Consider the following 25,772-nt stretch of genomic DNA (forward strand, 5'->3'; position numbering starts at 1 on the left):
AACAAATTTGTATCAATTATGATCCAGGTGCATTTCTGTCATGTTGTGTGGGTGTTACTTTAAGGCCGCAGGTTAAACAAAACCTTACAAGACCTGTGGTTTTTACTTTAAGGACACCCTATGAAAACCTCTATCTTCAAAAGCCTTTACTTTCAGGTCCTGACAGCAATTGCCATTGGTATCCTCCTTGGCCATTACTACCCTGAATTAGGCGCCCAAATGAAACCGCTTGGCGACGCGTTCGTTAAGCTCATTAAGATGGTCATCGCACCTGTTATCTTCTGTACTGTCGTTACCGGCATTGCAGGTATGGAAAGTATGAAAGCCGTCGGCCGCACCGGTGCGGTTGCACTGCTTTATTTTGAAGTGGTTAGTACGATTGCGCTGATCATTGGTCTTATCATCGTCAACGTGGTGCAACCCGGTGCCGGGATGAACGTCGATCCGGCAACGCTGGATGCCAAAGCGGTAGCGATTTACGCCGAGCAGGCAAAAGACCAGGGGATCGTGGGTTTCCTGATGGATATTATCCCGGGTAGCGTCATCGGTGCGTTCGCCAGCGGCAACATCCTGCAGGTATTGTTGTTCGCGGTGATGTTTGGTTTTGCTCTGCACCGTCTGGGCAGCAAAGGCCAGATGATTTTCAACGTAATTGAAAGTTTCTCGCAGGTTATTTTCGGCATTATCAACATGATCATGCGCCTTGCGCCGATCGGTGCTTTCGGTGCCATGGCCTTTACCATCGGTAAGTATGGCGTCGGAACGCTGGTGCAACTGGGTCAGTTGATTATCTGCTTCTACATCACCTGTATCCTGTTCGTGGTCGTGGTGCTGGGCTCGATTGCCCGCGCAACCGGCTTCAGCATCTTTAAGTTCATTCGCTATATCCGTGAAGAACTGCTGATCGTTCTCGGGACCTCTTCTTCCGAGTCAGCGCTGCCGCGTATGCTTGATAAGATGGAAAAGCTGGGCTGCCGGAAGTCCGTCGTTGGTCTGGTTATTCCCACTGGCTACTCGTTTAACCTTGATGGAACATCGATATACCTGACGATGGCGGCGGTGTTTATCGCGCAGGCCACCAATAGCCATATGGATATCTTCCATCAAATAACCCTGTTGGTGGTGCTGCTGCTCTCCTCGAAAGGTGCAGCGGGCGTAACCGGAAGCGGCTTTATCGTGCTGGCAGCGACGATTTCCGCAGTAGGGCATCTGCCGGTAGCGGGTCTGGCGCTCATCCTGGGTATTGACCGCTTTATGTCTGAAGCGCGTGCGCTGACTAACCTGGTCGGTAACGGTGTGGCAACGGTCGTTGTGGCTAAGTGGGTGAAAGAACTGGACCACAAAAAGCTTGATGATGTGCTGAATAATCGTGCGCCGGATGGCAAAACGCACGATTTATCCTCTTAATCTCGTCACTTATGCCCGTAGTCCCTTCCAGGACTGCGGGCGTTTGCGCATAATTACCCCCTGTGCCTGAAACTGTCTGTGCGACGGTTTCGGGATTTTTTCACTTCTTCCGTGACATTTTTATGTTCTTGCGGTCTAACACGAAGTGTTTTTAACGTCATATTCAGAGGGTCCTTCTCAGGGCTGTCTTTTTATTTCCAGGATAGTTGATCAGGGGTTCACATGCAGGGCACAAAAATTCGACTTTTAGCGGGCGGCTTGCTGATGATGGCCTCTGCCGGCTATGTGCAGGCAGATGCGCTCCAGCCTGACCCGGCGTGGCAACAGGGCACGCTGGCGAATGGTCTCCAGTGGCAAGTGTTAGCCACCCCCCAGCGCCCCAGCGACCGTATTGAGGTTCGTCTGCTGGTAAATACCGGTTCACTCACCGAAAGTACGCAACAGAGTGGTTTTAGCCATGCGATCCCGCGTATCGCGCTGACGCAAAGCGGTGGCCTTGATGCCACGCAGGCCCGTTCTCTGTGGCAGCAGGGGTTTGATCCTAAACGCCCCATGCCGCCCGTTATCGTTTCCTATGATTCCACGCTGTATAACCTCAGCCTACCCAATAGCCGTAATGACCTGCTGAAAGAGTCGCTCTCATACCTGGCGAATATTTCCGGCAAGCTGACCATTACGCCAGAAACGGTTAACCATGCGCTGAGCAGCGAAGATATGGTGGCAACATGGCCGACGGATACCAAAGAAGGGTGGTGGCGCTATCGTCTGAAAGGCTCCACTCTGTTAGGGCACGATCCCGCCGATCCGCTGAAAAAGCCGATTGATGCAGCAAAAATTCAGTCGTTCTACCAGAAATGGTATACCCCGGACGCAATGACGCTCATTGTCGTCGGTAACGTTGACGCGCGCAGCGTGGCTGAGCAAATCAATAAAACCTTCGGTGAGTTAAACGGAAAACGTGAAACGCCGGCACCGGTGCCTACGCTCTCTCCACTGCGTGCGGAAGCGGTAAGCATTATGACCGAGGCGGTACGCCAGGATCGCCTTTCCATTATGTGGGACGCGCCGTGGCAACCTATCCGTGAATCCGCCGCGTTGTTACGCTACTGGCGTGCTGATTTAGCCCGTGAAGCGCTGTTCTGGCATATCCAGCAGACGTTATCAAGGAACAACGCGAAAGACATCGGCCTCGGCTTTGACTGTCGGGTGCTGTTCCTGCGTGCACAGTGCGCCATTAACGTTGAATCGCCGAACGATAAGCTGAATGCGAACCTGGGCACGGTGGCTCGCGAACTGGCGAAAGTGCGGGACAAGGGCCTGCCGGAAGAAGAGTTCAATGCGCTGGTGGCGCAAAAAAATCTGGAATTGCAGAAACTGTTTGCTACCTACGGCCGCACTGATACCGATATTTTGATCAGCCAACGTTTGCGCTCGTTGCAAAACCAGGTGGTGGATATCGCGCCAGAACAGTATCAGCGTTTACGGCAGAACTTCCTTAATGGCCTGACCGTTGAGATGCTGAATCAGGATTTGCGTCAGCAGCTATCGCAGGATATGGCTCTCATTCTGCTTCAGCCGAAAGGGGAGCCTGAGTTCAACATGAAGGATCTGCAGGCGACATGGGATAGCATCATGGTGCCAGCGACTACGGCGGCAACGCCGGTTGAAACGGATGAATCTCACCCAGAAGTGACGGATATTCCGGCGGTACAGTAAAGGTATCGTAACGTGTAGGCCGGGCAAGCGAAGCGCCTCCGGCCTACAAGGACAATATGTTACTGCGGCATGGCGTCGCGTGGGATAATCGCCCCGCGATGCTGAATAACTGTGCTTGCCGTCAGGTGGCCGCGTTTAGCGGCTTCTGCGGCATCGCCACCGGTTAAGCGTACTGCCAGATACCCGGCACTGAAGGAGTCTCCTGCCGCCGTGGTATCGATCACTTTCTCTTTCGGTAATTTTACAGCCGGTACATCGATAAGTCCTTCACCCTCGATGGACACCAGGCAAGAGTCTGCGCCGCGCTTCACAACCACTTCCTGTACGCCAGCTGCGTGAGTCCGGGCAATCACGTCCTCTACGGGTTTTTCACCCCACAGCGCGTCTTCATCGTCCAGCGTCAGGAACGCAATATTGGTGCACTCCAGCATCTGCTGATACACCTGCTGAGTTTCTTCTTTGCTGCTCCACAGACGCGGGCGGTAGTTGTTGTCAAAAATGACCTTGCCGCCGTTGGCGCGGCACTCGCGCAGCAGCGACAGCAGTTTGTCACGGCTGGCCGGACTTAAAATTGCCAGGCTGATTCCGCTCAGGTACAGGTAGTCAAATGTCGCCAGTGTTTTGCAAATGGCGTCGGATTGTTCGCTCTCCAGCCAGAATTTCGCCGCCGCTTCATTACGCCAGTAATAGAAGGTGCGCTCGCCAGTACTGTCAGTTTCGATGTAATAGAGACCCGGCAGACGGTTTTCCATACGCTGGGTTAATGACGTATCGACGTTTTCGCCCTGCCAGGATTCCAGCATTTGCTGGCTAAAACTGTCAGTGCCCAGCGCCGTGACGTAATGTACGGAAAGGGCCGCAGAATCGACCTGACGGGCAATATAAACGGATGTATTCAACGTGTCGCCACCGAATCCGCGCTGAACGTCAGCGCCTTTCTGTGACAGCTCAATCATGCATTCGCCAATCACGGCAATCTTCCTGGACATAGTCGTAACCTGCTCTGAAAAAAATTAGCGTTAGTGTGCGCTGTGGGTGTTAAGTGGTCAACTATATTAAAACAACGTTCCATTATTTTTTTGAGCCAGAACGTGTTCTGTGTCGTTTTTGCCGCTGTTTTTATTTTGCGTACTGCTGAACGTAAAGTTCTGCGCCTGAGCGCCGATAACCTTTGACGAGTCCGGTCAGTCACACTCTTATTTACAGGACACCTCAGATGATAAAGCAGGTCACCCAGCAGCTAATTACGCCAGATGCGAGTATCGAATGCTTGCAGGAGCGACGCTATTGGCTGCAGTGCGAGCGTGCTTACACTTATCAGCCCATTTACCAGACCAATGGTCGGCTGATGGCCGTCGAGCTGCTAACCGTCGTGAGCCATCCTGATAACCCTGCTCAACGCATTGCGCCAGACCGTTATTTTGCTGAAGTTGCTGTTCGGCATCGCGTTGAGGTAGTGAAAGAGCAGCTTGAACAACTTGAACTGAAAAGTGATTTTTTCAGAGCCCATGATCTGTTGGCCTCCGTCAATGTCGATGGCCCGACGCTCATTGCGATGCGCCAGGACCCCGAGATCCTGAAAATCATTGAATGCCTGCCCTGGTTACGCTTTGAGTTGGTCGAGCATATCCGCTTACCGAAGGGATCGTCGTTTGCCTCGATGTGCGAGTTCGGCCCGCTCTGGCTGGATGATTTTGGTACCGGGATGGCCAATTTCTCAGCCCTTAGCGAAGTGAGCTACGACTACATCAAAGTGGCGCGGGATCTGTTTGTGATGCTGCGTCAGACGCCGGAAGGCCGTAACCTCTTCACTTTGCTGCTCCAGCTTATGAACCGCTATTGCCGTGGCGTGATTGTCGAAGGTGTTGAAACTCTGGAGGAGTGGCGCGATGTGCAAAACTCACCGGCTTTTGCTGCTCAGGGCTATTTCCTCTCTCGTCCGGTGCCGCTGAGTACCCTTGAAGAGGTGATTCTGGCGCTTTGATGCGGATGTAGCGTGCCTCCTTTTCGCCCTGCTGGACTATCTTTAGGACAGGCAAGGGAGGAAGTCAGGAGGAAAACGTGACGAAAACAAGCAAAATAGCCATATTTGTAGCAGGGGTTTTCTTGTTGCTGATCGTCGTGCTCATCATTGTGATTGCGACATTTGACTGGAACCGGCTCAAACCGACCATCAACCAGAAAGTCTCTACTGAACTCAACCGTCCATTCGCCATACGCGGTGATCTGGGCGTCGTCTGGGAACGCCAGAAGCAGGAAACCGGCTGGCGCAGCTGGGTTCCGTGGCCGCATGTTCATGCTGATGATATTATCCTCGGCAACCCGCCAGATATTCCCGACGTCACAATGGTACATCTCCCCCGCGTTGAAGCGACGCTTGCCCCGTTGGCGCTGCTGACAAAAACCATCTGGTTACCGTGGGTCAAGCTGGTGAAACCCGATGCGCGGCTCATTCGGCTGTCGGAGGAAAACAACAACTGGACCTTTACGCTCGCTGGGGATAAAAACCGCGATCCGAATGCCACTCCCTCTGCCTGGTCATTTCGCCTGGACAACATTCTGTTCGATCAAGGGCGTATCGCTGTGAACGATAAGGTGACGCAATCGGAGCTGGAGATCCTGGTCGATCCATTAGGCAAGCCGCTACCGTTTAGCGAAGTGACAGGCACCAACAGCAAAGAAGGGAGCGCCAGCGTTGAGGATTACGTTTTTGGTCTGAAAGCCCAGGGCCGCTACCACGGTGAACCGCTAACCGGAACGGGGAAAATAGGCGGGATGCTGGCGTTACGCGGCGAAGGTACCCCTTTTCCGCTACAGGCTGACTTTCGCTCGGGCAACACGCGCGTGGTATTTAGCGGCACGATAAATGACCCGATGAATATGGGCGGTGTCGATCTACGGCTTAAATTCTCTGGGGATTCACTCGGGGATTTATACGATTTGACCGGTGTGCTGTTACCGGATACGCCACCGTTTGAAACGGACGGGCGTCTGGTGGCGAAAATCGATCCAGAAAAGTCCTCTCTTTTTGAATACCGTCATTTTAATGGTCGCATTGGCGATAGCGATATTCACGGAACGCTTACCTATACCACCGGCAAGCCGCGCCCGATGCTAAAAGGCGACGTTGAATCACGCCAACTGCGACTGGCGGATTTAGGACCGTTGATTGGCGTTGATTCGGGTAAAGGGGCCGAGCGGGCAAAACAATCTGAACGACGCAAAGGTGAGACCAGCGTGCAACCCGCCGGCAAAGTCTTGCCGTATGACCGTTTTGAAACCGATAAATGGAACGTGATGGATGCCGACGTGCGTTTCAAAGGGCAACGGATTGAGCACGGTAGCCGCTTGCCGGTAAGCGATCTCTCCACCCATATCCTCCTGAAAAATGCTGACCTGCGCTTGCAGCCACTGAAATTTGGCCTCGCGGGGGGCAGCATTGTTTCCAGCATCCATCTGGAAGGTGATAAAAAGCCGATGCGCGGGCAGGCGGATATTCAGGCGCGGCGGCTTAAGCTAAAAGCGTTGATGCCGGATGTAGCGCTGATGCAGAAAACGCTTGGTGAGATGAATGGTGATGCCAGGCTGAGCGGTAGCGGAAATTCAGTGGCTGCGTTGCTGGGTAACAGCAACGGTAATCTGAAGCTGTTGATGAATGATGGATTGGTCAGTCGCAATCTGATGGAGATCGTTGGGCTGAATCTGGGTAACTATATCGTCGGACAAATATTCGGTGATGACGAAGTACGGGTGAACTGCGCGGCGGCGAATCTGGATATTGTTAACGGTGTGGCGCGTCCGCAGATTTTTGCTTTCGACACGGAAAACGCAGTCATTAATGTCACTGGTACGGCAAGCTTTGCGTCGGAGCAACTGGATTTAACCATCGACCCGGAGAGCAAAGGTATTCGTATTATTACCCTGCGTTCGCCGCTGTATGTTCGCGGGACATTTAAGAACCCACAGGCCGGGGTAAAAGCTGGGCCGTTGATTGCGCGCGGTGCGGTGGCTGCCGCGCTGGCAACGCTGGTTACGCCAGCGGCGGCGCTGCTGGCGCTAATTTCTCCGTCGGAAAACGAAACGAATCAGTGCCGGACGATTTTGTCGCAGATGAAGAAGTGATGTCTGGCCGGATGTTTATCCGGCCTGGGTTTCATGCTCAACCCAGGACGGATAAGGCGGTTACGCCGCATCCGGCAAAAGCATCACAACGACTTATGCCGTGTCTCATGGGTTAACAGCAGGGCGACCAGGGTTAACGCCGCCATTGATGCCAGATAGGTTCCTACCGCTGCCAGACCGTAGTTCCCCTGCAGCCATGCGGCAATATAGGGGGCAACAGAGGCGCCGAGAATCGACGAGACGTTATACGAGAATGACGCGCCCGTGTAGCGAACTTCGGTCGGGAACAACTCCGGCAGCAGAGCCCCCATCGGGCCGAATGTCAGCCCCATCAGGCTCAAGCCCAACAACAGGAAGGCAAACACCAGCACCGGGTTACCGGAACCCAGCAACGGCTTAAAGGCAAACAGTGCAAACAGAATAATAAGCGTGGTGATGATGAGCATGCTTTTGCGACGACCAAACGCATCGGCCAGCAGACCTGCCACCGGTACCATCACGCCGAAGCCAATTACCGCCATCATCAGCATCCACAATACGTCATTACGCGGTAAGCCAAGACCCACAGGTGCTGCGGCGGTACTGAACGTCATCGAGTAGACGGTCATGATATAGAACAACGTATAGGTCGCCAGCATGATGAACGTGCCGAGGATGGTCACGCGAACATGCTTTGTCAGCAGAGTGCCCAGCGGGATTTTTACCTGCTTTTTCGCTGCGGCGACTTTGGCAAATACTGGCGATTCGTGGAGCGAAACACGGACGTACAGACCGATAATGACCAGTACGGCAGAGAAGATGAATGGTACGCGCCATCCCCAGCTCATAAATTGCTCATCGGTCAACAGCCAGGAGAGCAACAGGAACGTGCCGTTAGCGAAAAAGAAACCAATAGGCGCACCCAACTGCGGGAATGAACCGTACAGCGCGCGTTTACGCGGTGGTGCGTTTTCCGTCGCCAGCAGTGCAGCACCGCCCCATTCACCTCCCAGTCCTAAACCCTGACCAAAACGCGCCAGCGCCAGCAGCAACGGGGCGAAAATGCCGATGGTTTCATAACCCGGCAGCAGACCGATGACGACCGTTGAAATCCCCATGGTGAGCAGTGAAGCAACCAGCGTGACTTTACGTCCAACACGATCGCCGAAATGGCCGAATACGGCAGAGCCGATCGGGCGGGCCACGAAGGCGATAGCAAAGGTAGCCAGCGACTGTAGCGTTGCCGCCGCGGGGTCGCCCTGCGGGAAGAAGATGTGGGGGAACACGATCACCGCTGCGGTCGCGTAAATATAGAAGTCGAAGAACTCAATGGCAGTGCCGATGAGCGAGGCGACGACAACTTTATTGCGCGAGTTGACCGGGGCGTGTTCCTGTTCGTTATCGAGTGTTGTGGCGGTTGCTTGCATAATATTTTCTTATTTTGGGTCGAACGAAAGGCCATATTACGCACAGCAAAAGAGACATTTCAATCTGTAACAAACGCTGGGCCTGGTCAAAATAAAGTCAAAAAGGGGATAATTTTTAGGCTGGCGTTTTGACTTCTATGAAATGCTTCACTAAATTTAAAACTTAGTTGATAAAACTGGTTTTTGGTTAAATAAAAGTTACGGGTTGGATTTATTCACTAAATCGGTGAGAACAGGCGGCATTATAATTGCCGGGTGGCGCTGTGCTTATCCGGCCTACAAGACTCACCCGTAGGCCGGATAAGACGCGTGCGTCGCCATCCGGCAATTCACCACTCATCCGGCTTTGGCTATTGCGTTTTCCCCGGCATGCGCGGGTCATCTTTGTATTCTGCGGTGGCAATCCAGGCCGCACAGAACAAGGTCAGACGGGCGAAGAAATAGAAAAATGCCATCAGTCCAAGTACAGAGCCAAATGCTGCGCCCGACGGTGATTGCACCAACGATGGTAGCGTATACGTCATAATCATTTTGATCGCTTCAAAGCCCAGCGCGGCGATAAATGTGCCACGAATCAGCGCTCTCTTGCGCGGACGATGGCGCGGCAGACGCCAGAAAATCCAGAAGAACAGCAAATAGTTGGCGAAAATGGAGATCGCCAGGCCAATCAACCGCCATGCGGGTTTCAGCCATTCAATACCGTCGAGATACAGTGCCGAGATGATCATTTGCTGGGCAGAACCGGCAATGGAGGTAATCGATAGCGTAACGATCAGCGCAATCAGCAACCCAATCAATGAGACAAAATCACGCAGGTATTTAACCCATATTTTTTCCTGATCCTGCGGTGTGCGTTCCCAGACGTCCCGCGACTGCGCGCGAATCGCTTCACGCAGGTTTCCCATCCAGTTGATACCAGAGTAGAGGGCGATGCCAAGCCCCACCAGACCCACGGTGGTACGTTGCTGAACGGCAGTATTGATGGTGTTTTTCAGCGTAGAGGCCAGCGTCGGATCGCTAACGTTGAGCAATATTTTGCTGAAGATATCCTGTAATAACGTGGGGTGCGAGGCGAGAATAAAACCGGCCGCCGCAAACGACACCATCAGGATAGGGATCATCGACAGGAACGAGAAATACGTGATGGCTGCGCCAAACTGATTCCCCATTCGGTCATTAAAACGCTCTGCAGCGCGGATCAGGTGGGCGATAACAGGTTGACGTTGAATTTTATCTGCGAAGGTTATGGCTGTTTTCAGCGCCTGGTTCGCTTTGGCGTTTTTTACCGGCGTTGTGGTGGTTTGCTGTTGTTCAGGCGTGGGGTGCTTTGCGTCGTGTTCCTGCGTCATCCGATCGGTAGTCCTTATTTTGTTTACTCATGACATTATAGCCGCTCAGACCCACTTCCCGAAAAATGGGCTAATCCACGTAGTCTTTCATCACAGCGGTCAACCATTCCATGAACAGATGTACCCGGCGGGAAAGGTTACGGCGATGTGGATACAGCAAAGAAACGGGCATGGGTTCGGCCCGATATTGCGGCAACACTTCAACCAGCGTACCGGCGCGAAGGGCTTCACGCACCCCGACGCGTGGTACCTGAATAATACCCAGCCCGGCAAGGCATGCTGCATGATAGGTTTCGGTGCTGTTCACCGTCAGCATGCCGCCGGTTTTTACCCATGCAGTCCCATTGTCTGTAGCCACCTCGAAACCCTGTGCGCGTGTCCCCAAATTCACCGAGTAATGCACCACGGCATGTGAGGCCAAATCCTCCAGGCTTTCCGGATAACCAAAGCGGGCCAGATACTGTGGACTGGCACAGTTAATCTGCGTGAGTTTCCCCAGCGGTCGGGCAATCAACCCCGAATCTTTCAATGTGCCAACGCGAACGACGCAGTCGAAACCCTCGCGAATTAAGTCCACCAAGCGGTCACTGCTGCTAAGTTCAAGCTCCAGCCCCGGATACTGATGCAAAAAGGTGGGCAGGCGGGGCATGACCAGATTTCTCGCCACGCCAACCGGCATATCGACGCGCAGCTTACCGCTGATACTGGCTGGATCGTGATGGAACAACCCATCCAGTTCATCCAGATTACTCAACAGATCTTTTGCGCGCTCGTAATAGATCATGCCGTCCTGCGTCAGCTGAACGCGCCGGGTGGTGCGGTGCAGAAGCTGCGTGCCCAGGTGATTTTCCAGGGCCTGAATTTGGCGCGATACGCTACCTTTAGGAAGTCCAAGGGTGTCTGCCGCACGCGAAAAACTCTCCAGTTCTGCGACGCGGATGAACAACTGCATTGCGTGAATTTTATCCATTCCCATGCCCTATTGTTGTTCTGAATGAAACAGTAATGCGCAATTAGCGATATTTATTGTTCTTCTACCACCTAATAAGCTTTGTCTCAATCATCACAACACCTGAAATGAGGTTTCTTATGACGCAACGTATCGCATTAGTGACCGGTGGCGGTCGCGGGCTCGGTAAAAACGCGGCACTTAAGCTGGCGAACAAAGGAATAGGTATCGTCCTGACATGGAACAGCAATGAAAAAGAGGCGCAACAGGTTGTGGATGAAATTCGGCAATCTGGTGGAAAAGCAGCGGCATTACCGTTAAATGTCGGCGATACTTCAACTTTCCCATCCTTCGTTGAACAGATGAAGCACACCGTAAAGACACAGTGGCAAAGTGAAGGGTTTGATTATTTATTGAACAACGCCGGGATCGGCATTACTGCGCCGTACTCTGCATTCACCGAAGCGCAATTTGACCAACTGCTGAGTATCCAGTTTAAGGGGCCATTTTTCCTGACGCAGAGTCTTCTTCCGCTGATGAACAAGGGGGGAAGGATCCTCAATGTCTCGACCGGTCTGGCGCGTTTTGCCCTACCGGGCTACAGCGCCTATGCCGCCATGAAAGGGGCGATGGAAGTGCTCACCCGCTATCAGGCTAAAGAGTTGGGGGAACGCGGTATTACGGCAAATATTATTGCGCCGGGCGCGATTGAAACTGATTTCGGCGGTGGGAATGTGCGTGATAATGCGCAACTGAATGCGTATATTGCCTCGCAAACGGCGCTGGGACGCGTCGGGCTACCGGATGATATCGGTGATGCCATCGCCGCGTTGCTCAGCGATGAGCTCGCCTGGATGACTGCACAACGTATTGAGGTATCTGGCGGGATGTTCCTGTAACGTGGCAACGTGCTTATTCAATAGGCTGCGGTAGCTGTTGAATGAGCACTTAATGCGATATTGTAGTTTGTAACATATTTATCATTTGTTCAGGATGTCTTATTTTCAGCTAAAAATGTATTCTCTGAAAATTAATATTAATAAGGAGTTATGACCCTCAATAAATGAGGAATGTCTCAGAAATCTATCCTGTTCTGCCCGCTTTGTGTAATCCTTTTTCTTGAGCTGTAACTATTCATAACTCCTGCTTCTTTATTCTTCTGTTATCGGTAGAATGACCCCTGCCAAATGGTGAGTTCTTATTTTTCCTCGTGAATAATACCCTTTCACGTCTCAAAGCCACTATTTTTCAGACGGAGAGTTAATAATGCAGGTAATAATGTTTGACAGGCAGTCAATATTTATTCATGGAATGAATGTAAGTTTGCAGCAACGAATTCCAGGAGTGAATGTTCAGGGTGTCAGTCAGGCAGATGACCTTTGGCAAAAACTGGAAAACACCCCGGATGCGCTCCTCATGCTGGACGGTGATCTCGACGGTGAGTTTTGCTGCAGCTTGCTGCAACAGATTGCACACTCTTTTTCAACGGTGAAGGTGCTGATCTCAGCCACTGATTGCAGTAAGAAATGGCTGCAGGATGTGACGCAATTAAACGTGCTGGCCATTGTGCCACGGGACTCTGATGCAGAAACCTTTACTCTGGCGCTTAACAGCGTTGCGATGGACATGATGTTTCTTCCCAGGGATCACTTAGCGACAAACGATAGCAGCAGGCAAAATATAAAAACATTAAGCGCCCGCCAGCGAGAGATCCTGACCATGCTGGCGGCTGGTGAGTCAAATAAGCAAATTGGTCGGCTGTTAAATATCAGTACCGGAACGGTAAAAGCCCACCTTGAGTCACTTTATCAGCGCCTGGAAGTTAAAAACCGTACTCAGGCGGCAATGATGTTAAATGAATTTCTATAATTGATATTTATTTCACGGTCAGACGCTATCTGGCTGTGAAATATTAATCGGCCACATTTCTGCGTGACAAAAGCGCGTTATCCCAACACTTAGCATCCACGCAATAAAGACTTCTTGTTGAAACGGGTCGTTAAGCTGAGGTTTATTTGTGCGTATTAATGCTTTGCAGATATCCAGATCCGCGAGCAGCAGAGCCTCTGCCTGCGCCATTGAAATGGGGGTAACAAAGGTTTCATCGGGTGTCATTTCATGCCCGTAGCCAATGACCCATACACCATTTTTATCCTGATACTTTTCCAGCGACAGGCCCTGCCATTGCTTGATAAATGCAATACCGGCGGGGGTAAAATGAGCGGCGCAATGCGGCATAATGATTTCTCTTAAAAGAAAAACAGTATAAAGATAATTATCAGCAGACGTAGTTGCCATATGGCCATTTTTGGCCATAAACGCCTTACGACTTAAGGGGTGGCATTCACGTTTTTACCGGCTGAACATCCTGTCATCTCAGGCACTTTTCCCGATATGCTATTGCGTATCACCAGACATAGCCAGTCACTCTCCGTCATTGTGAGGCGGTCGCGCTGTTTTCAACACAGACACGGGTTTATCTCCAGAATAAATTTCAATGATTTTGCCGTTGTCACTGCAAAACACATTTATTTGTTATATGAATGTGTTCTAGTGTGCTGCGGCACTATTCTGCGCAGTACCACGTTTATAAAAAGATAACGTAATACATCGTGAGGCCGCACCTTTCTGGGCTCTTTTAGGGAAGATAATGACCAATAGCGCGTTACAGGCGACATGTGCGCCATTTGAACACTGTTTGGGGATCATCCGTCAGGCGTCGGTGGAAATTTTGCTGCTGTTAGGCGTACATGTGGCAGAGGGCAAAGATCCGCGTTGGTTTCTGGAGCAACTCGATCAGGCCCGACTGAATCTGGGCGGTTGGGTGGCAGTTGCCAGACGCTTGCAGATGAATGATGCGCAACTCAGCCAGTTCACGTTGCGTTTACGCCATCTTCAACAGAGTGTGCCTCAGTATGAAAGCGGTCAGGATGTCAGTGAAAACCAGCTGATTTCCGCGCTGCGTTTTGTGGCCGCACTGGAGCAATTACGCCAGCAACAGCCGCTCCTGAACTATCAAACCGATATCGAAATCGGGGGGCAGGATGCGCAGATGCGGGCGCAGCGTCAGCTTCGCGCAATAGAGTTAACGCTCAAAGCCCTCATCGCTCGGGTATGGCCAGATCAGCATCCGCTAAACAGTTTCCTGAAGCAGCACTTTGGCGCCGAACGCTTGCGTCGCTGGTTAAAGCTGGGCGAAGGGCGTGATGCGCTGGACGGCATGTTGTTTAGCGAACTGGCGTTGATGGTGGTCGATAAGAAGCTATTTGTTCGCCACTTTACGCAGATTTTTAATGATACGTCAGTGTTGATGCTGTTTGTCGAACCGCGCTTAACGCTGCGAATGTTTCTGGATGATTGCCGACTGGCGCGAAACGCTATCATTGCTCAGCAACCGCTGACGTCAGTACAGCTGATGCTGTTAAATTATCAGTACCAACAAATTACGCATTCTGTACAGCGGGCGTTTGAAGAGCGCCGAACGCGTATCAATCCTGCATCGTATCTGGACTCTGATGAGTCGACGGTGCGTCAATTCTGGGAAACGGCAAGGCAAAAAGACGAGCAGGCTGGGGGTGATAAAAAGGAAATTGCCGACAGTATCGATCCTCCTGAAAAGCGAGCGCAGCGCACGGCAGAAGAGCGCGAACAGCTGATTTCCGGCATGCTGTGGGTGGCGGTCGGCGTCATGGTACTGGCAGTCTCGCTGGGCGCTTTCTGGCTATTCAATGCACCCGCACCGCAAGCATCTTCAGGGCAAGCTGTTGAGATAGTACAGGAGGAGCCGCGGCGTGATGCACCTTCCGCGCGAGAATCGGTGACCCGCATGGGCATTACATGGGATACCTTTAATATGCGGGCGGCTATCGATCGCAACGATACCCGCGTCACGTCGCTGTTCCTGCAAGGCGGTATGGACTGGAAGCTGGCGTGGACGGAGCAGGCATTTTCCGCGGGGAACACTGCAGTTCTGAAGCTGCTGCTGCGCTATCCCTCACAGATGGATGAGGCTAAACCCTGCCAGCAGTTTATGAGTACGCTCAGTCATGCCATGTCTAATGGCGCATCGCTGACGTCACTGCATAAAAGCTACCTACACAGTTTCTGCTCGACACCGGAGGTCGTTGCTCGTCAGCAGTATGATGTGGAACAGGCCCAACTGCGTGTGCGTGCAGATCCCAATGCAGAGAACAAGAAATGGCAGAAAATTCACACCGCGCTGTACGATGCCATTAACTAACGGCCCGATGCATTTCGTGGCATCAGGCCGTCAGACATTTACGGTTCACCGTACAAACCGATTAATCGGCGCACCACGCCATTCGTCCAGCCAAATCCGTCCTGCAACGGATATTCCCCACCGCCGCCCTCGCGCGGCGTGCCGTCAGCGATATGGTATTTTTCGATTAGCTTGTGGTGTTCCTGATAAAAAATATTAACCGTTTTCATCCAGTTACGGGCGATCTCATCGCCGAGATGGTCATCGCCATACAGTTTAAATCCCTGAATCGCCATCCACTGCAGTGGTGCCCAACCGTTGGGTTTATCCCACTGCTCGCCGGTTTCATACTCGGTCGCTAAAATGCCGCCTGGCGTGAGTAAGCGACTGCGTACTGCGTTGGCGAGTCGGTCAGCTTGTTCATGGGTCGCCATGCCGACGTACAGCGGAACGATGCTGGCAGCAGAGAAGAGAGCCATTTGCTCACGTCGCCAGTCGTAATCGCGATAGCAGCCATTTTCGTCGTCCCACAAATAGCGGTTCACGGCGGCACGGCGGTCGCTGGCTTTCTGGCGAAACCGCGCTTCGGTATCTCGCTCTCCTTTTAATGCAGAAATGTTCGCAATCGTACTTTCCAGTTTGTAGAGGAACGCGTTCAGGTCAATTGGGATGAACTGGGTGGTGCGGATGCTGGCGAGGCGACCGGCATCGCGCAACCAACGTGATGAGTAATCCCAGCCGGAGGCCGCACCCGCACGCAGATCCCGATAAACCTCATTAGGCGGTCGGCCTGAATGCTTAGCCGTTTCTACGTCTTCAAGCCAGGACTCATCGCGCGGGGTATCACGATCGTCCCAATAGCGGTTGAGCAGAGAACCGTCCGGCATTCTGATCACGTGGCGGTATGCCTGATTAAGCACCAGCGAGTCGGCGCCATCCATCCAGAACGCGTACTCCATTTTGAGATGATCAAGATAACGACGCGCACCGCGTACGCCATCCTCTTCGAACAGTTCGACCATGAGCGCAAAGACCGGTGGCTGGGAGCGGCTCAGATAGTAGGTGCGGTTACCGTTCGGGATGTGACCATAGTTTTCGATCATCCAGGCAAAGTTATCGGCCATACATTTCAGTAAGTCTTCCCGGCCACTCTCCGCAAGACCCAGCATGGTGAAGTAGGAATCCCAATAGTAGGTTTCGCTAAAGCGCCCGCCCGGCACGATGTATGACTGCGGTAGCGCCAGCAGCGAGGACCAGGGAATGTGATCCTGCGGCTCGCGAGTCAGCACTGGCCACAGTTGATCAATATGCTCTTTCAGCGAGCTTTCAGGGTCGGAAACATATTCGCTGGTGGGGGTTTCCGGCAGCCAGAAATGGTTCGCGACAAAGCGTTGCAGGTCAAAGTCCCGGTGTCGTTTGACTTTACGATAACGAATCAAAATATCCAGCGGGTCCATTTTGGGTGCGCAGTCGGGAAAGGTTTTGCTATCAGCAAACAGTTTGGATGACTGGACGTGCTCGAACAGTTCGAGGTAACGATCGGCGGGGGTTAACGCGTCCGAGGCGGGAAGCCCCTCAATCATTTCCGGTTCAGGCTCCGCCTCAATCATGTCATCCAGCTTTAACTCGCACGGATCCATTTCATAAAGTAGATCGACGTCGATCGTCAGTTCTTCTGAAGGGGCGTGGGGTAGTTTCTGGTTGAGCATAATGAGAAAGACCTCCGGTAACGGTTGAAATGCTAAGGCTATTGCCTGATCGTCTGTTAAGCGTAGACATTCGCTTCGGTGCCGGGTGAGTAAAGCGTGCGGTCGATCACGTTTTTATGCTTATCAATAATAAAGAAATAAAACTATCCCAATGATAACAATGAGAAATTTATAATTATTCACAATCTAAAACTAATTCATTTTCAGAACATTCGATTGCAACGAGGTGTGAATAGAACCTGGTAACGGTTCATTCTTATAATAGGCGCAGGCTATTCTATCGATAGTTCCCGCCCATGTAATTGATTGATACTTATCAAAAAAGTAATCCCCCCATTTCCTATGATGGTCAGGTCTGACAAAGACTGTGCATTAATTATTCTAATTTTCTGGGTCACAATAACTCACAACGGTGAGGGTAAAATAATGAAAATCATTACCCGTCTTACCGCGATTGCTATAGCAGGCATCGTGATTTGTTATTTAGGATTATCCGGTTATGTGTGGTATCACGATAATCAACGTAGTAAACAAGCTGATGTTCAGGCTTCTACGCTGGAAGAAAATAATAAAGTATTAGGTTTTTTACGCGAAAAAGGATGCGATTATTGTCATACCCCTTCAGCGGAATTACCTTTCTATTCTTCTTTTCCTGTCGCTAAACAGTTGATGAATTACGATATTCAACTGGGATATAAATCCTTCAATCTTGAAGCCGTGCGTGCGGCACTGGTCGCGGATAAACCCGTTTCGCAAAGCGATCTGAATAAAATTGAATGGGTGATGCAGTACGATACTATGCCGCCAACGCGTTATACCGCGCTGCACTGGGCCGGTAAGGTTAGTGATGCTGAGCGCAAAGAGATTCTTGGCTGGATTGCAAAACAACGCGAGCAGTACTACGCCAGCAGTGATACGGCAGCTCAACATCGCAACGAACCGGTTCAACCGATACCGGAAAGTATCCCGACAGATGCCCGTAAAGTGGCGCTCGGTTTCTCGCTCTATCATGATCCACGGATTTCCGGCGATAGCACGATTTCTTGTGCGCACTGCCATGCTCTGAATGCGGGCGGCGTGGATGGCAGAAAAACGTCAATCGGCGTGGGGGGAGCCGTTGGACCAATTAATGCGCCGACGGTCTTTAACTCGGTGTTTAACGTGGAGCAATTCTGGGATGGGCGTGCGCCGACGTTGCAGGCGCAGGCCGGTGGCCCGCCGTTAAATCCGATTGAAATGGCCTCGAAATCCTGGGATGAAATTATCCAGAAACTGGATAAAGATCCGCTTCTGAAGCAACAATTTATCGCGGTTTATCCGCAGGGATTCAGTGGTGACAATATTACTGACGCGATTGCTGAGTTTGAGAAAACGCTCATTACGCCAAATTCGCCATTTGATAAGTGGTTACGTGGCGATGAAACGGCGTTAACTGCCCAGCAAAAACAGGGCTATCAGTTGTTTAAAGATAATAAGTGCGCGACCTGTCATGGCGGTATTATTTTAGGCGGACGCTCATTTGAGCCCCTGGGGCTGAAAAAGGACTTTAATTTTGGCGAAGTCACCGCGGCAGATATTGGCCGGATGAACGTGACGAATGAATTACGTGACAAGCTGCGTCAGAAAGTACCGGGTCTGCGTAACGTTGCGCTAACTGCACCTTATTTCCATCGTGGCGATGTACCGACGCTCGATGGCGCAGTGAAACTGATGCTGCGTTATCAGGTCGGTAAGGAACTGCCGCAGGAAGATATCGACGATATTGTGGCGTTCCTCGAAAGTCTTAACGGGGTGTATACGCCATATATGCAGGGTAAATAATCATTCCCCCTGTCCAGCCTGGCACGTTTTGCAGGCTGGATAATTTTCCTTTACCTGGCCGTCGGTTATATCTGCTCAGCCACGAATATTTCCCACAATTCTTCTACTGCCCTGGACATCCTGGCCGCAGGTCGAAACAGTCTGATATCAATGGGTACCCACAATCCACTCTGTTGCGGGGCGGCTGCGGAGATTGTCCCGGCCTCAACGTCCGGAGCTGCCAGGCTTTCCGGCAGCCAGGCAATGCCGTCTCCAGCTTTGACCATTGCCAGCAGCGTGGCCGCCAGATCGGCGGTGAAGGCGATGTCCATACCGCGTCGGGCATGATTCACCGGAGACGTGTTTGAGAGGATCCTCCCCAGACCGGATTCTGCAGAGAAGGAGAGAAACGGAAATTTTTTGCCCCCCGTTGCCTGCCAGAGCGGCTGAGGAGAGCCGGGAGCGCATTTTGAGTAAGGCAATAATGTTTCTCGTCCAAGGCGGACGCTGAGATATTTCGTCTGATCAAGGTTGATGTGCATGTGAGGGTGGTAATAGCACAGCAGAAACTGAGCATCCCCTTTTTCAATCATCCGTTCACAGGCGCTGAGCGTATCTGAAAGCAGGCGAAATGAGCCGAAACGGGCGATTTTTTCGTTATTACGCATCAGTGCCGGAAAAAATGAGAACGACAGGGAGTGTGTTGCAGAGAAAATAACATCCGGTCGGGTATTTCCTGCTGCTTCGATGGTTTCATTTCTCAGGGTGTAAAGCGCCCGGATTAGTTCGGGCACCTGAGCGACGAACACTTCCCCTGCACGAGTCAGGCCGACGCCACGGCGGTTGCGTTCAAAAATCGGCGTTCCAAGCCACTCTTCCAGCGAGACAATGCGCCGACTGAATGCGGGCTGCGTCACATATCGGGAAGCGGCTGCCCGGGAGAAATTGAGTGACTGCGCCAGCGCAATGCAGTCTTCAAGCCAGGTGAGTTCCAGGTGATGCCGATTTTGCATTACAGCCAGCCTCTTTGGCATTAGATCAGCAGATGAGCACTGCTTAAGATGGAAAAAGACAGGACGATGGCGTCCTTAAATACTGCCTGCGTGCATTATGCCAATAATAAACCGGCATGAGTTATCACTTTTTACAGGCGCGTAAGTGTGAGCACAACTGACTAAGAACCCGCCGGAGAAAACATGCGTATCCTCGATGTTGTAGAAATAACTAAACCCATCGCTTCCCCTATTCGTAACGCCTATATCGATTTTAGCAAGATGACAACCAGCCTGGTGGCTGTTGTGACTGATGTTGAAATAGCGGGACGCCGGGTTGTGGGATACGGATTTAACTCTAATGGTCGTTATGGTCAGGGGGGATTGATCCGCGAGCGCTTCCGTAACCGCATTCTGGACGCAGACCCGGAAAGCCTGCTGAATGCCAAAGGTGATAACCTGGATCCGCATAAAATCTGGGACGTCATGATGAGTAACGAGAAGCCGGGGGGACATGGCGAACGTTCGGTCGCCGTCGGCACACTGGATATGGCTATTTGGGATGCCGTCGCCAAAATTGCTAACAAGCCGTTGTTCCGCCTGCTGGCTGAGATGAAGGGCGTTGAGGCCAACCCGCGCGTCTTTGTTTACGCGGCGGGCGGTTATTATTATCCGGGTAAAGACCTGAGCGCGTTGCGTCAGGAAATGCGAGGCTACCTGAATCGCGGCTATAACGTGGTTAAAATGAAAATCGGCGGGGCATCGCTTGATGAAGACCGCCGCCGAATTGACGCGGTCCTCGCGGAAATTGGCGATGAAGCACGCCTGGCCGTCGATGCCAATGGTCGCTTTGATCTGGAAACCAGTATTGCCTACGCCAAAATGCTGCGTGAATACCCGTTGTTCTGGTATGAAGAGGCGGGCGACCCGCTGGATTATTCCTTGCAGGCTGCGCTGTCAGAGTTTTACCCAGGCTCAATGGCGACCGGTGAAAACCTCTTTTCTCATCAGGATGCGCGTAACCTGCTGCGTTATGGCGGCATGCGCCCGGATCGCGATTACCTGCAATTTGACTGCGCGCTTTCCTACGGTCTGGTCGAATACCTGCGCACGCTGGATGTCCTTGCGCAGTTTGGCTGGTCACCATCACGCTGCATACCGCATGGCGGCCACCAGATGTCGTTGAACATTGCGGCGGGTCTTGGCCTGGGCGGCAATGAAAGTTACCCGGACCTGTTCCAGCCGTACGGCGGTTTCCCGGATTCTGTGACGGTGGAGGACGGTCATATCGTCATGCCTGAACTGCCGGGCATTGGTTTTGAGGGGAAATCAGACCTGATTAAAGAGATGCGTGCGTTGGCTGAATAGCGCTGGCTGAGATGATGTCACGCCCCTCTGGTTGCCGGAGGGGCGTTGTTTGAGCGTGTAGTGAATCGCGATCGCAATCTTTCTACACGTGTGCGCTTAACGCATAGTGACGAATTCTTCAGCCGCCGTTGGGTGGATCGCTACGGTGTTGTCGAAATCTTTCTTAGTCGCGCCCATTTTCAGCGCCACCGCGAAGCCTTGCAGCATTTCGTCCATACCAAAGCCGATGCCGTGAATACCGACGATCTTCTCTTCTGGTCCAACGCAGACCAGCTTCATGCGGCACGGTTGGCGGTGAGAGGTAACGGCGGTATACATCGCGGTAAACGATGATTTATACACTTTTACCTGATCATCACCGTGCTGTTCGCGCGCCTGCTGCTCGGTTAACCCTACAGTACCAATTGGCGGATGGCTGAAGACCACGGTTGGAATGTTGCTGTAGTCCAGATGCTCGTCCGGCTTGTTGTTAAACAGACGTTCGGACAGGCGACGGCCCGCGGCAACCGCCACTGGCGTCAGTTCAACGGCACCGGTATTATCGCCGACCGCATAAATACCCGGCACGCTGGTGTTCTGGTATTTATCAACGACGATGTAGCCTTTTTCGTTGGTTTTCACACCCGTTGCCGCCAGGTTGAAGTTGTCGGTTGCAGGCTCACGACCAATCGCCCAGATCAGGCAATCTACCGTTTCGCTACGACCATCTTCCAGTTGCAGAGTCAGGCTGCCGTCTGCATTTTTAACCACGGCTTTTGGAATCGCGTGAGTATGCAGGGTCGGGCCTTCAGTGTTCATCACTTCAACCAGGGTTTCGACAATCATCGGGTCAAAGCTACGCAGCGGCGCGTGTTTACGCACAAAGAGATGCGTTTGGGCACCCAGGCCGTTAATGACACCCGCCAGTTCAACGGCGATGTAGCCTGCGCCAACGACCGCCACGCGTTTCGGCAGTGCTGGCAGCTCAAAGAAACCGTCGGAGTCGATGCCGTATTCCACACCCGGAATGTTCGGATGGCTTGGGCGGCCGCCGGTGGCAATTAAAATATGATCGGCAGTGATCGTTTCACCGTTCACTTCGATGGTTTTAGCATCAACGAAGCGGGCAAAGCCTTTAATCACATCGACATTATTTTTGCCCAGCACGTTGTCGTACGAGGTATGGATGCGATCGATATAGGCGGTACGGCTGGCGATCAGTTTGTCCCAGTCGAATTTATTGATGGTGGTATCGAAACCATAATCCGGGCCATACATATGAATAGCTTCGCGGATCTGCGCGGCATGCCACATCACTTTCTTCGGTACGCAACCAACGTTGACGCAGGTGCCGCCCAGCTCTTTGGCTTCAATCAGTGCGCATTTCTGGCCGTACATTGCCGCACGGTTAATGGAGGCAATACCGCCGCTGCCGCCGCCGATAGCGATGTAATCATAGTGCTTGGTCATGACCGCTCCTTCATGTTCATTGTAGGGCGGAGAAGCGTTATGCCATCCGCCAAAATATTCGCGATTGTATACCTGAAATTAAAAGGTTCCACCGATGGCTGCGATTACTCCGGCACGATCCAGCTGACGGAAGTGTGCCCGGTTCCTGCCGGAACCAGTTTGCTGTGTAGCCACGGCAGGACGTTGTTCATCTGCTGTTCCAGCTTCCACGGCGGGTTAATCACAATCATACCGGACGCCGTCATACCGCGCTGATCGCTGTCCGGGCGTACCGCCAGCTCAATTTGCAGGATGCGACGAATGCCGGTGTCTTCCAGATCATGAATCATACGTTTGATTTGCTGACGCAGGACTACCGGATACCACAGTGCATAGGTACCGGTCGCGAAACGTTTGTAACCTTCGCTGATGCCGGTGACGACGGCCTGATAGTCGGATTTAATTTCGTACGGGGGATCGATAAGGATCAATCCGCGACGGGAAACCGGCGGTAATTTTGCTTTTAACTGCTGGTAGCCGTCGGCTTTAGCGACGCGCGCACGTTCGTCTTTCTGGAACTCGGAACGCAGTAGCGGAAAATCGCTCGGGTGCAGTTCTGTCAATTGCAGGCTGTCCTGCTCACGCAATAACTGGCGGGCAATCAGCGGAGAACCCGGGTAGTAGCGCAGCTGACCACTCCGGTTGAAATGCTGCACGACAGAAATATAGGGTTCCAGTTCGGCAGGCAAATCGTCCTGCTGCCAGATACGGGCGATGCCTTCCAGATATTCACCGGTACGTTCGGCATGCTCACTGCTCAGCTGATAACGGCCAGCGCCAGCATGGGTGTCCAGATACAGAAACGGTTTTTCTTTCTCTTTGAGCGATTCAATGATCAGGCTCTGAACGGTGTGTTTAAGGACGTCGGCGTGGTTGCCTGCGTGATAACTGTGGCGATAACTGAGCATGGGTAATGAAATTCCGCTGAAATGACGATTTGCCACAGTTTACAGCAGATCGGCACAGATTACCCGTAGGCCCGGTAAGCGCAGCGCCACCGGGCGTCTTTCCATCACGGTTAGCATTGAAATCCTCTACACTTAACCCCATTCTACAAATAATATGCACAGCGCCGGATACGCGCTTTATTCACTCTTTTCAACAGGACCGCGCTAATGACCAATCCATTGCTGACTCCCTTCGAACTGCCGCCGTTTTCTAAAATTCAGCCTGAGCACGTCGTGCCCGCTGTGACTAAGGCGCTAAATGATTGCCGCGAAAACGTTGAACGCGTGGTTGCGCAGGGCGCGCCGTATACCTGGGAAAATCTCTGCCAGCCATTGGCGGAAGTGGACGATGTCCTGGGGCGTATTTTCTCTCCGGTCAGTCACCTGAATTCGGTGAAAAACAGCCCGGAGCTGCGCGAAGCCTACGAACAAACGCTGCCGCTGCTGTCGGAATACAGCACCTGGGTTGGGCAACATGAGGGGCTGTACAAAGCCTACCGCGATCTGCGCGATGGCGATCATTACGCCACCCTGAATACCGCACAGAAAAAAGCGGTCGATAACGCACTGCGTGATTTTGAGCTGTCTGGCATTGGTTTGCCGAAAGAAAAACAACAGCGCTATGGCGAAATCGCGACCCGTCTGTCTGAACTGGGTAACCTGTACAGCAACAACGTGCTGGATGCGACTATGGGCTGGACCAAACTCGTCACCGACGAATCTGCGCTTGCCGGGATGCCGGAAAGTGCGCTGGCCGCCGCTAAAGCCCAGGCTGAAGCCAAAGAGCAGGAAGGTTATCTGCTGACGCTGGACATCCCGAGCTACCTGCCGGTAATGACCTACTGCGACAACCAGGCTCTGCGTGAAGAGATGTACCGCGCTTATTCCACCCGCGCATCTGACCAGGGGCCAAACGCGGGCAAATGGGATAACAGCCCGATAATGGAAGAGATCCTCGCGTTGCGCCACGAACTGGCTCAACTGCTGGGCTTCGAAAGCTACGCCTTTAAATCTCTCGCCACGAAAATGGCGGAAAACCCGCAGCAGGTGCTTGACTTCCTGACGGATCTGGCGAAACGCGCCCGTCCGCAGGGTGAAAAAGAGCTGGCCCAACTGCGCGCCTTCGCGAAAGCGGAATTTGGCGTTGATGAGCTGCAGCCGTGGGACATAGCGTACTACAGCGAGAAGCAAAAACAGCACCTTTACAGCATCAGCGACGAGCAGTTGCGTCCTTACTTCCCGGAAAACAAAGCGGTTAACGGCCTGTTTGAAGTGGTTAAGCGCATTTACGGCATCACCGCGAAAGAGCGTACTGACGTCGACGTCTGGCATCCGGAAGTTCGCTTCTTTGAACTGTACGATGAAAACAACGAGCTGCGTGGCAGCTTCTATCTGGACCTGTACGCACGTGAACACAAACGCGGCGGGGCGTGGATGGACGACTGCGTCGGCCAGATGCGTAAAACCGACGGTACGTTGCAAAAACCGGTCGCTTATCTGACCTGTAACTTCAACCGTCCGGTGAACGGTAAACCGGCGCTGTTTACCCACGATGAAGTGATCACTCTGTTCCATGAGTTTGGTCACGGCCTGCACCACATGCTGACCCGTGTCGAAACCGCGGGCGTTTCCGGTATCAACGGCGTGCCATGGGATGCGGTCGAACTGCCGAGCCAGTTTATGGAAAACTGGTGTTGGGAGCCGGAAGCGTTGGCGTTTATCTCTGGTCACTTTGAGACTGGTGAACCACTGCCGAAGGAGCTGCTGGATAAAATGCTGGCGGCGAAAAACTACCAGGCGGCGCTGTTTATTCTGCGTCAACTGGAGTTCGGTCTGTTTGATTTCCGTCTGCACGCGGAATTTAACCCGCAGCAAGGGGCTAAAATCCTCGACACGCTGGCGGAAATTAAAAAACAGGTCGCCGTGGTGCCGGGGCCGACCTGGGGCCGCTTCCCGCATGCCTTCAGCCACATTTTTGCTGGTGGCTACGCGGCGGGTTACTACAGCTATCTGTGGGCCGACGTACTGGCGGCGGATGCGTTCTCTCGCTTTGAAGAAGAGGGGATTTTCAATCGCGAAACCGGACAGTCATTCCTGGATAGCATCCTGACTCGTGGGGGTTCTGAGGAGCCAATGACGCTGTTCAAACGCTTCCGTGGCCGCGAGCCACAGCTGGATGCAATGCTGGAGCATTACGGGATTAAAGGCTGATTTACCCGTCATACTTCAAGCTGCCTCTTCGGCAACTGCGCTCACTCACCCTGGTCACGTACTATTTGTACGTTCCCAGGGATTCCTTC

At 52.6% G+C, this 25,772-nt stretch carries 19 protein-coding genes; 10 read left to right on the top strand and 9 right to left on the bottom strand.

Annotation, left to right across the window (positions count from 1 at the left end):
• The first annotated feature begins 120 nt into the window (after positions 1-120).
• Together dctA and RYZ59_RS05205 are read left to right on the top strand one after the other, a co-directional pair.
• Positions 121-1,407 carry a C4-dicarboxylate transporter DctC gene (dctA, locus tag RYZ59_RS05200; protein ID WP_048213643.1) on the top strand — a complete coding sequence of 429 codons (1,287 nt, stop codon included), beginning with the start codon at positions 121-123 and terminating at the stop codon, positions 1,405-1,407.
• Between the two features lie 222 nt (positions 1,408-1,629).
• Complete coding sequence (locus tag RYZ59_RS05205; RefSeq protein ID WP_318045498.1) at positions 1,630-3,123, top strand: pitrilysin family protein; 1,494 nt, start codon at positions 1,630-1,632, stop codon at positions 3,121-3,123.
• Positions 3,124-3,182: 59 nt separating this feature from the next.
• On the opposite strand, the gene RYZ59_RS05210 is transcribed toward RYZ59_RS05205, so the two are convergent.
• Positions 3,183-4,112 carry a sugar kinase gene (locus tag RYZ59_RS05210; protein WP_199947390.1) on the bottom strand — a complete coding sequence of 310 codons (930 nt, stop codon included), beginning with the start codon at positions 4,110-4,112 and terminating at the stop codon, positions 3,183-3,185.
• 227 nt (positions 4,113-4,339) lie between these two features.
• Between RYZ59_RS05210 and pdeH the strand changes: the two genes are divergently transcribed.
• Positions 4,340-5,107, top strand: coding sequence for a cyclic-guanylate-specific phosphodiesterase (gene pdeH, locus RYZ59_RS05215; protein ID WP_318045495.1), 768 nt, complete (start codon positions 4,340-4,342; stop codon positions 5,105-5,107).
• A gap of 77 nt (positions 5,108-5,184) precedes the next feature.
• Positions 5,185-7,245 (top strand): AsmA family protein, encoded by a 2,061-nt coding sequence (locus RYZ59_RS05220; protein WP_318045493.1) that lies wholly within the window; start codon positions 5,185-5,187, stop codon positions 7,243-7,245.
• 83 nt (positions 7,246-7,328) lie between these two features.
• On the opposite strand, the gene RYZ59_RS05225 is transcribed toward RYZ59_RS05220, so the two are convergent.
• From RYZ59_RS05225 to RYZ59_RS05235, 3 genes are all read right to left on the bottom strand, one after another.
• On the bottom strand, positions 7,329-8,651 hold the full coding sequence (locus RYZ59_RS05225) for an MFS transporter (RefSeq protein WP_137382029.1): 1,323 nt from the start codon (positions 8,649-8,651) through the stop codon (positions 7,329-7,331).
• A gap of 350 nt (positions 8,652-9,001) precedes the next feature.
• Positions 9,002-10,000, bottom strand: coding sequence for an inner membrane protein YhjD (yhjD, locus tag RYZ59_RS05230; RefSeq protein ID WP_202037475.1), 999 nt, complete (start codon positions 9,998-10,000; stop codon positions 9,002-9,004).
• Between the two features lie 70 nt (positions 10,001-10,070).
• Entirely contained in the window at positions 10,071-10,970 is a 900-nt protein-coding gene (locus tag RYZ59_RS05235; protein ID WP_318045490.1) for a LysR family transcriptional regulator, read from the bottom strand.
• A 119-nt stretch (positions 10,971-11,089) separates the two neighbouring features.
• Between RYZ59_RS05235 and RYZ59_RS05240 the strand changes: the two genes are divergently transcribed.
• Positions 11,090-11,848 carry an SDR family NAD(P)-dependent oxidoreductase gene (locus RYZ59_RS05240; RefSeq protein ID WP_318045488.1) on the top strand — a complete coding sequence of 253 codons (759 nt, stop codon included), beginning with the start codon at positions 11,090-11,092 and terminating at the stop codon, positions 11,846-11,848.
• Positions 11,849-12,215: 367 nt separating this feature from the next.
• Positions 12,216-12,818 (top strand): response regulator transcription factor, encoded by a 603-nt coding sequence (locus tag RYZ59_RS05245; RefSeq protein ID WP_318045486.1) that lies wholly within the window; start codon positions 12,216-12,218, stop codon positions 12,816-12,818.
• Positions 12,819-12,836: 18 nt separating this feature from the next.
• Here the strand turns inward: RYZ59_RS05245 and RYZ59_RS05250 are convergent, their stop codons facing one another.
• Complete coding sequence (locus tag RYZ59_RS05250) at positions 12,837-13,187, bottom strand: glycoside hydrolase family protein (protein WP_202039653.1); 351 nt, start codon at positions 13,185-13,187, stop codon at positions 12,837-12,839.
• 412 nt (positions 13,188-13,599) lie between these two features.
• Here RYZ59_RS05250 and RYZ59_RS05255 point away from each other — a divergent pair, with 412 nt between their 5' ends.
• On the top strand, positions 13,600-15,189 hold the full coding sequence (locus RYZ59_RS05255) for an STY4199 family HEPN domain-containing protein (protein ID WP_318045484.1): 1,590 nt from the start codon (positions 13,600-13,602) through the stop codon (positions 15,187-15,189).
• Positions 15,190-15,227: 38 nt separating this feature from the next.
• On the opposite strand, the gene RYZ59_RS05260 is transcribed toward RYZ59_RS05255, so the two are convergent.
• Positions 15,228-16,877, bottom strand: a complete 1,650-nt coding sequence (locus tag RYZ59_RS05260) for an alpha,alpha-trehalase (protein ID WP_318045483.1) — start codon at positions 16,875-16,877, stop codon at positions 15,228-15,230.
• A 426-nt stretch (positions 16,878-17,303) separates the two neighbouring features.
• Here RYZ59_RS05260 and RYZ59_RS05265 point away from each other — a divergent pair, with 426 nt between their 5' ends.
• Entirely contained in the window at positions 17,304-18,698 is a 1,395-nt protein-coding gene (locus RYZ59_RS05265) for a cytochrome-c peroxidase (RefSeq protein ID WP_318045481.1), read from the top strand.
• A gap of 65 nt (positions 18,699-18,763) precedes the next feature.
• Here the strand turns inward: RYZ59_RS05265 and RYZ59_RS05270 are convergent, their stop codons facing one another.
• Entirely contained in the window at positions 18,764-19,690 is a 927-nt protein-coding gene (locus RYZ59_RS05270; RefSeq protein WP_318045479.1) for a LysR family transcriptional regulator, read from the bottom strand.
• A gap of 183 nt (positions 19,691-19,873) precedes the next feature.
• Here RYZ59_RS05270 and RYZ59_RS05275 point away from each other — a divergent pair, with 183 nt between their 5' ends.
• Positions 19,874-21,037, top strand: coding sequence for a mandelate racemase/muconate lactonizing enzyme family protein (locus RYZ59_RS05275; protein WP_137382021.1), 1,164 nt, complete (start codon positions 19,874-19,876; stop codon positions 21,035-21,037).
• A 96-nt stretch (positions 21,038-21,133) separates the two neighbouring features.
• On the opposite strand, the gene gorA is transcribed toward RYZ59_RS05275, so the two are convergent.
• Together gorA and RYZ59_RS05285 are read right to left on the bottom strand one after the other, a co-directional pair.
• On the bottom strand, positions 21,134-22,486 hold the full coding sequence (gene gorA / locus RYZ59_RS05280; RefSeq protein WP_202037485.1) for a glutathione-disulfide reductase: 1,353 nt from the start codon (positions 22,484-22,486) through the stop codon (positions 21,134-21,136).
• Positions 22,487-22,590: 104 nt separating this feature from the next.
• Positions 22,591-23,433, bottom strand: a complete 843-nt coding sequence (locus tag RYZ59_RS05285; RefSeq protein WP_137382019.1) for a 23S rRNA (adenine(2030)-N(6))-methyltransferase RlmJ — start codon at positions 23,431-23,433, stop codon at positions 22,591-22,593.
• A 207-nt stretch (positions 23,434-23,640) separates the two neighbouring features.
• On the opposite strand from RYZ59_RS05285, the gene prlC reads away from it, so the two are divergent.
• A complete protein-coding gene (gene prlC / locus RYZ59_RS05290; protein ID WP_318045474.1) occupies positions 23,641-25,683 on the top strand; it encodes an oligopeptidase A in 2,043 nt (680 codons plus the stop codon).
• Positions 25,684-25,772: the final 89 nt, after the last annotated feature.

The organism is Citrobacter sp. HN-141 (assembly GCF_033341895.1).
Lineage (GTDB): Bacteria > Pseudomonadota > Gammaproteobacteria > Enterobacterales > Enterobacteriaceae > Citrobacter.

Coding starts and splice junctions, on each gene's coding strand:
- dctA (WP_048213643.1), top strand. CDS start 121: ATGAAAACCTCTATCTTCAAAAGCCTTTACTTTCAGGTCCTGACAGCA.
- RYZ59_RS05205 (WP_318045498.1), top strand. CDS start 1,630: ATGCAGGGCACAAAAATTCGACTTTTAGCGGGCGGCTTGCTGATGATG.
- RYZ59_RS05210 (WP_199947390.1), bottom strand. CDS start 4,112: ATGTCCAGGAAGATTGCCGTGATTGGCGAATGCATGATTGAGCTGTCA.
- pdeH (WP_318045495.1), top strand. CDS start 4,340: ATGATAAAGCAGGTCACCCAGCAGCTAATTACGCCAGATGCGAGTATC.
- RYZ59_RS05225 (WP_137382029.1), bottom strand. CDS start 8,651: ATGCAAGCAACCGCCACAACACTCGATAACGAACAGGAACACGCCCCG.
- yhjD (WP_202037475.1), bottom strand. CDS start 10,000: ATGACGCAGGAACACGACGCAAAGCACCCCACGCCTGAACAACAGCAA.
- RYZ59_RS05235 (WP_318045490.1), bottom strand. CDS start 10,970: ATGGATAAAATTCACGCAATGCAGTTGTTCATCCGCGTCGCAGAACTG.
- RYZ59_RS05240 (WP_318045488.1), top strand. CDS start 11,090: ATGACGCAACGTATCGCATTAGTGACCGGTGGCGGTCGCGGGCTCGGT.
- RYZ59_RS05245 (WP_318045486.1), top strand. CDS start 12,216: ATGCAGGTAATAATGTTTGACAGGCAGTCAATATTTATTCATGGAATG.
- RYZ59_RS05250 (WP_202039653.1), bottom strand. CDS start 13,187: ATGCCGCATTGCGCCGCTCATTTTACCCCCGCCGGTATTGCATTTATC.
- RYZ59_RS05255 (WP_318045484.1), top strand. CDS start 13,600: ATGACCAATAGCGCGTTACAGGCGACATGTGCGCCATTTGAACACTGT.
- RYZ59_RS05260 (WP_318045483.1), bottom strand. CDS start 16,877: ATGCTCAACCAGAAACTACCCCACGCCCCTTCAGAAGAACTGACGATC.
- RYZ59_RS05265 (WP_318045481.1), top strand. CDS start 17,304: ATGAAAATCATTACCCGTCTTACCGCGATTGCTATAGCAGGCATCGTG.
- RYZ59_RS05270 (WP_318045479.1), bottom strand. CDS start 19,690: ATGCAAAATCGGCATCACCTGGAACTCACCTGGCTTGAAGACTGCATT.
- RYZ59_RS05275 (WP_137382021.1), top strand. CDS start 19,874: ATGCGTATCCTCGATGTTGTAGAAATAACTAAACCCATCGCTTCCCCT.
- gorA (WP_202037485.1), bottom strand. CDS start 22,486: ATGACCAAGCACTATGATTACATCGCTATCGGCGGCGGCAGCGGCGGT.
- RYZ59_RS05285 (WP_137382019.1), bottom strand. CDS start 23,433: ATGCTCAGTTATCGCCACAGTTATCACGCAGGCAACCACGCCGACGTC.
- prlC (WP_318045474.1), top strand. CDS start 23,641: ATGACCAATCCATTGCTGACTCCCTTCGAACTGCCGCCGTTTTCTAAA.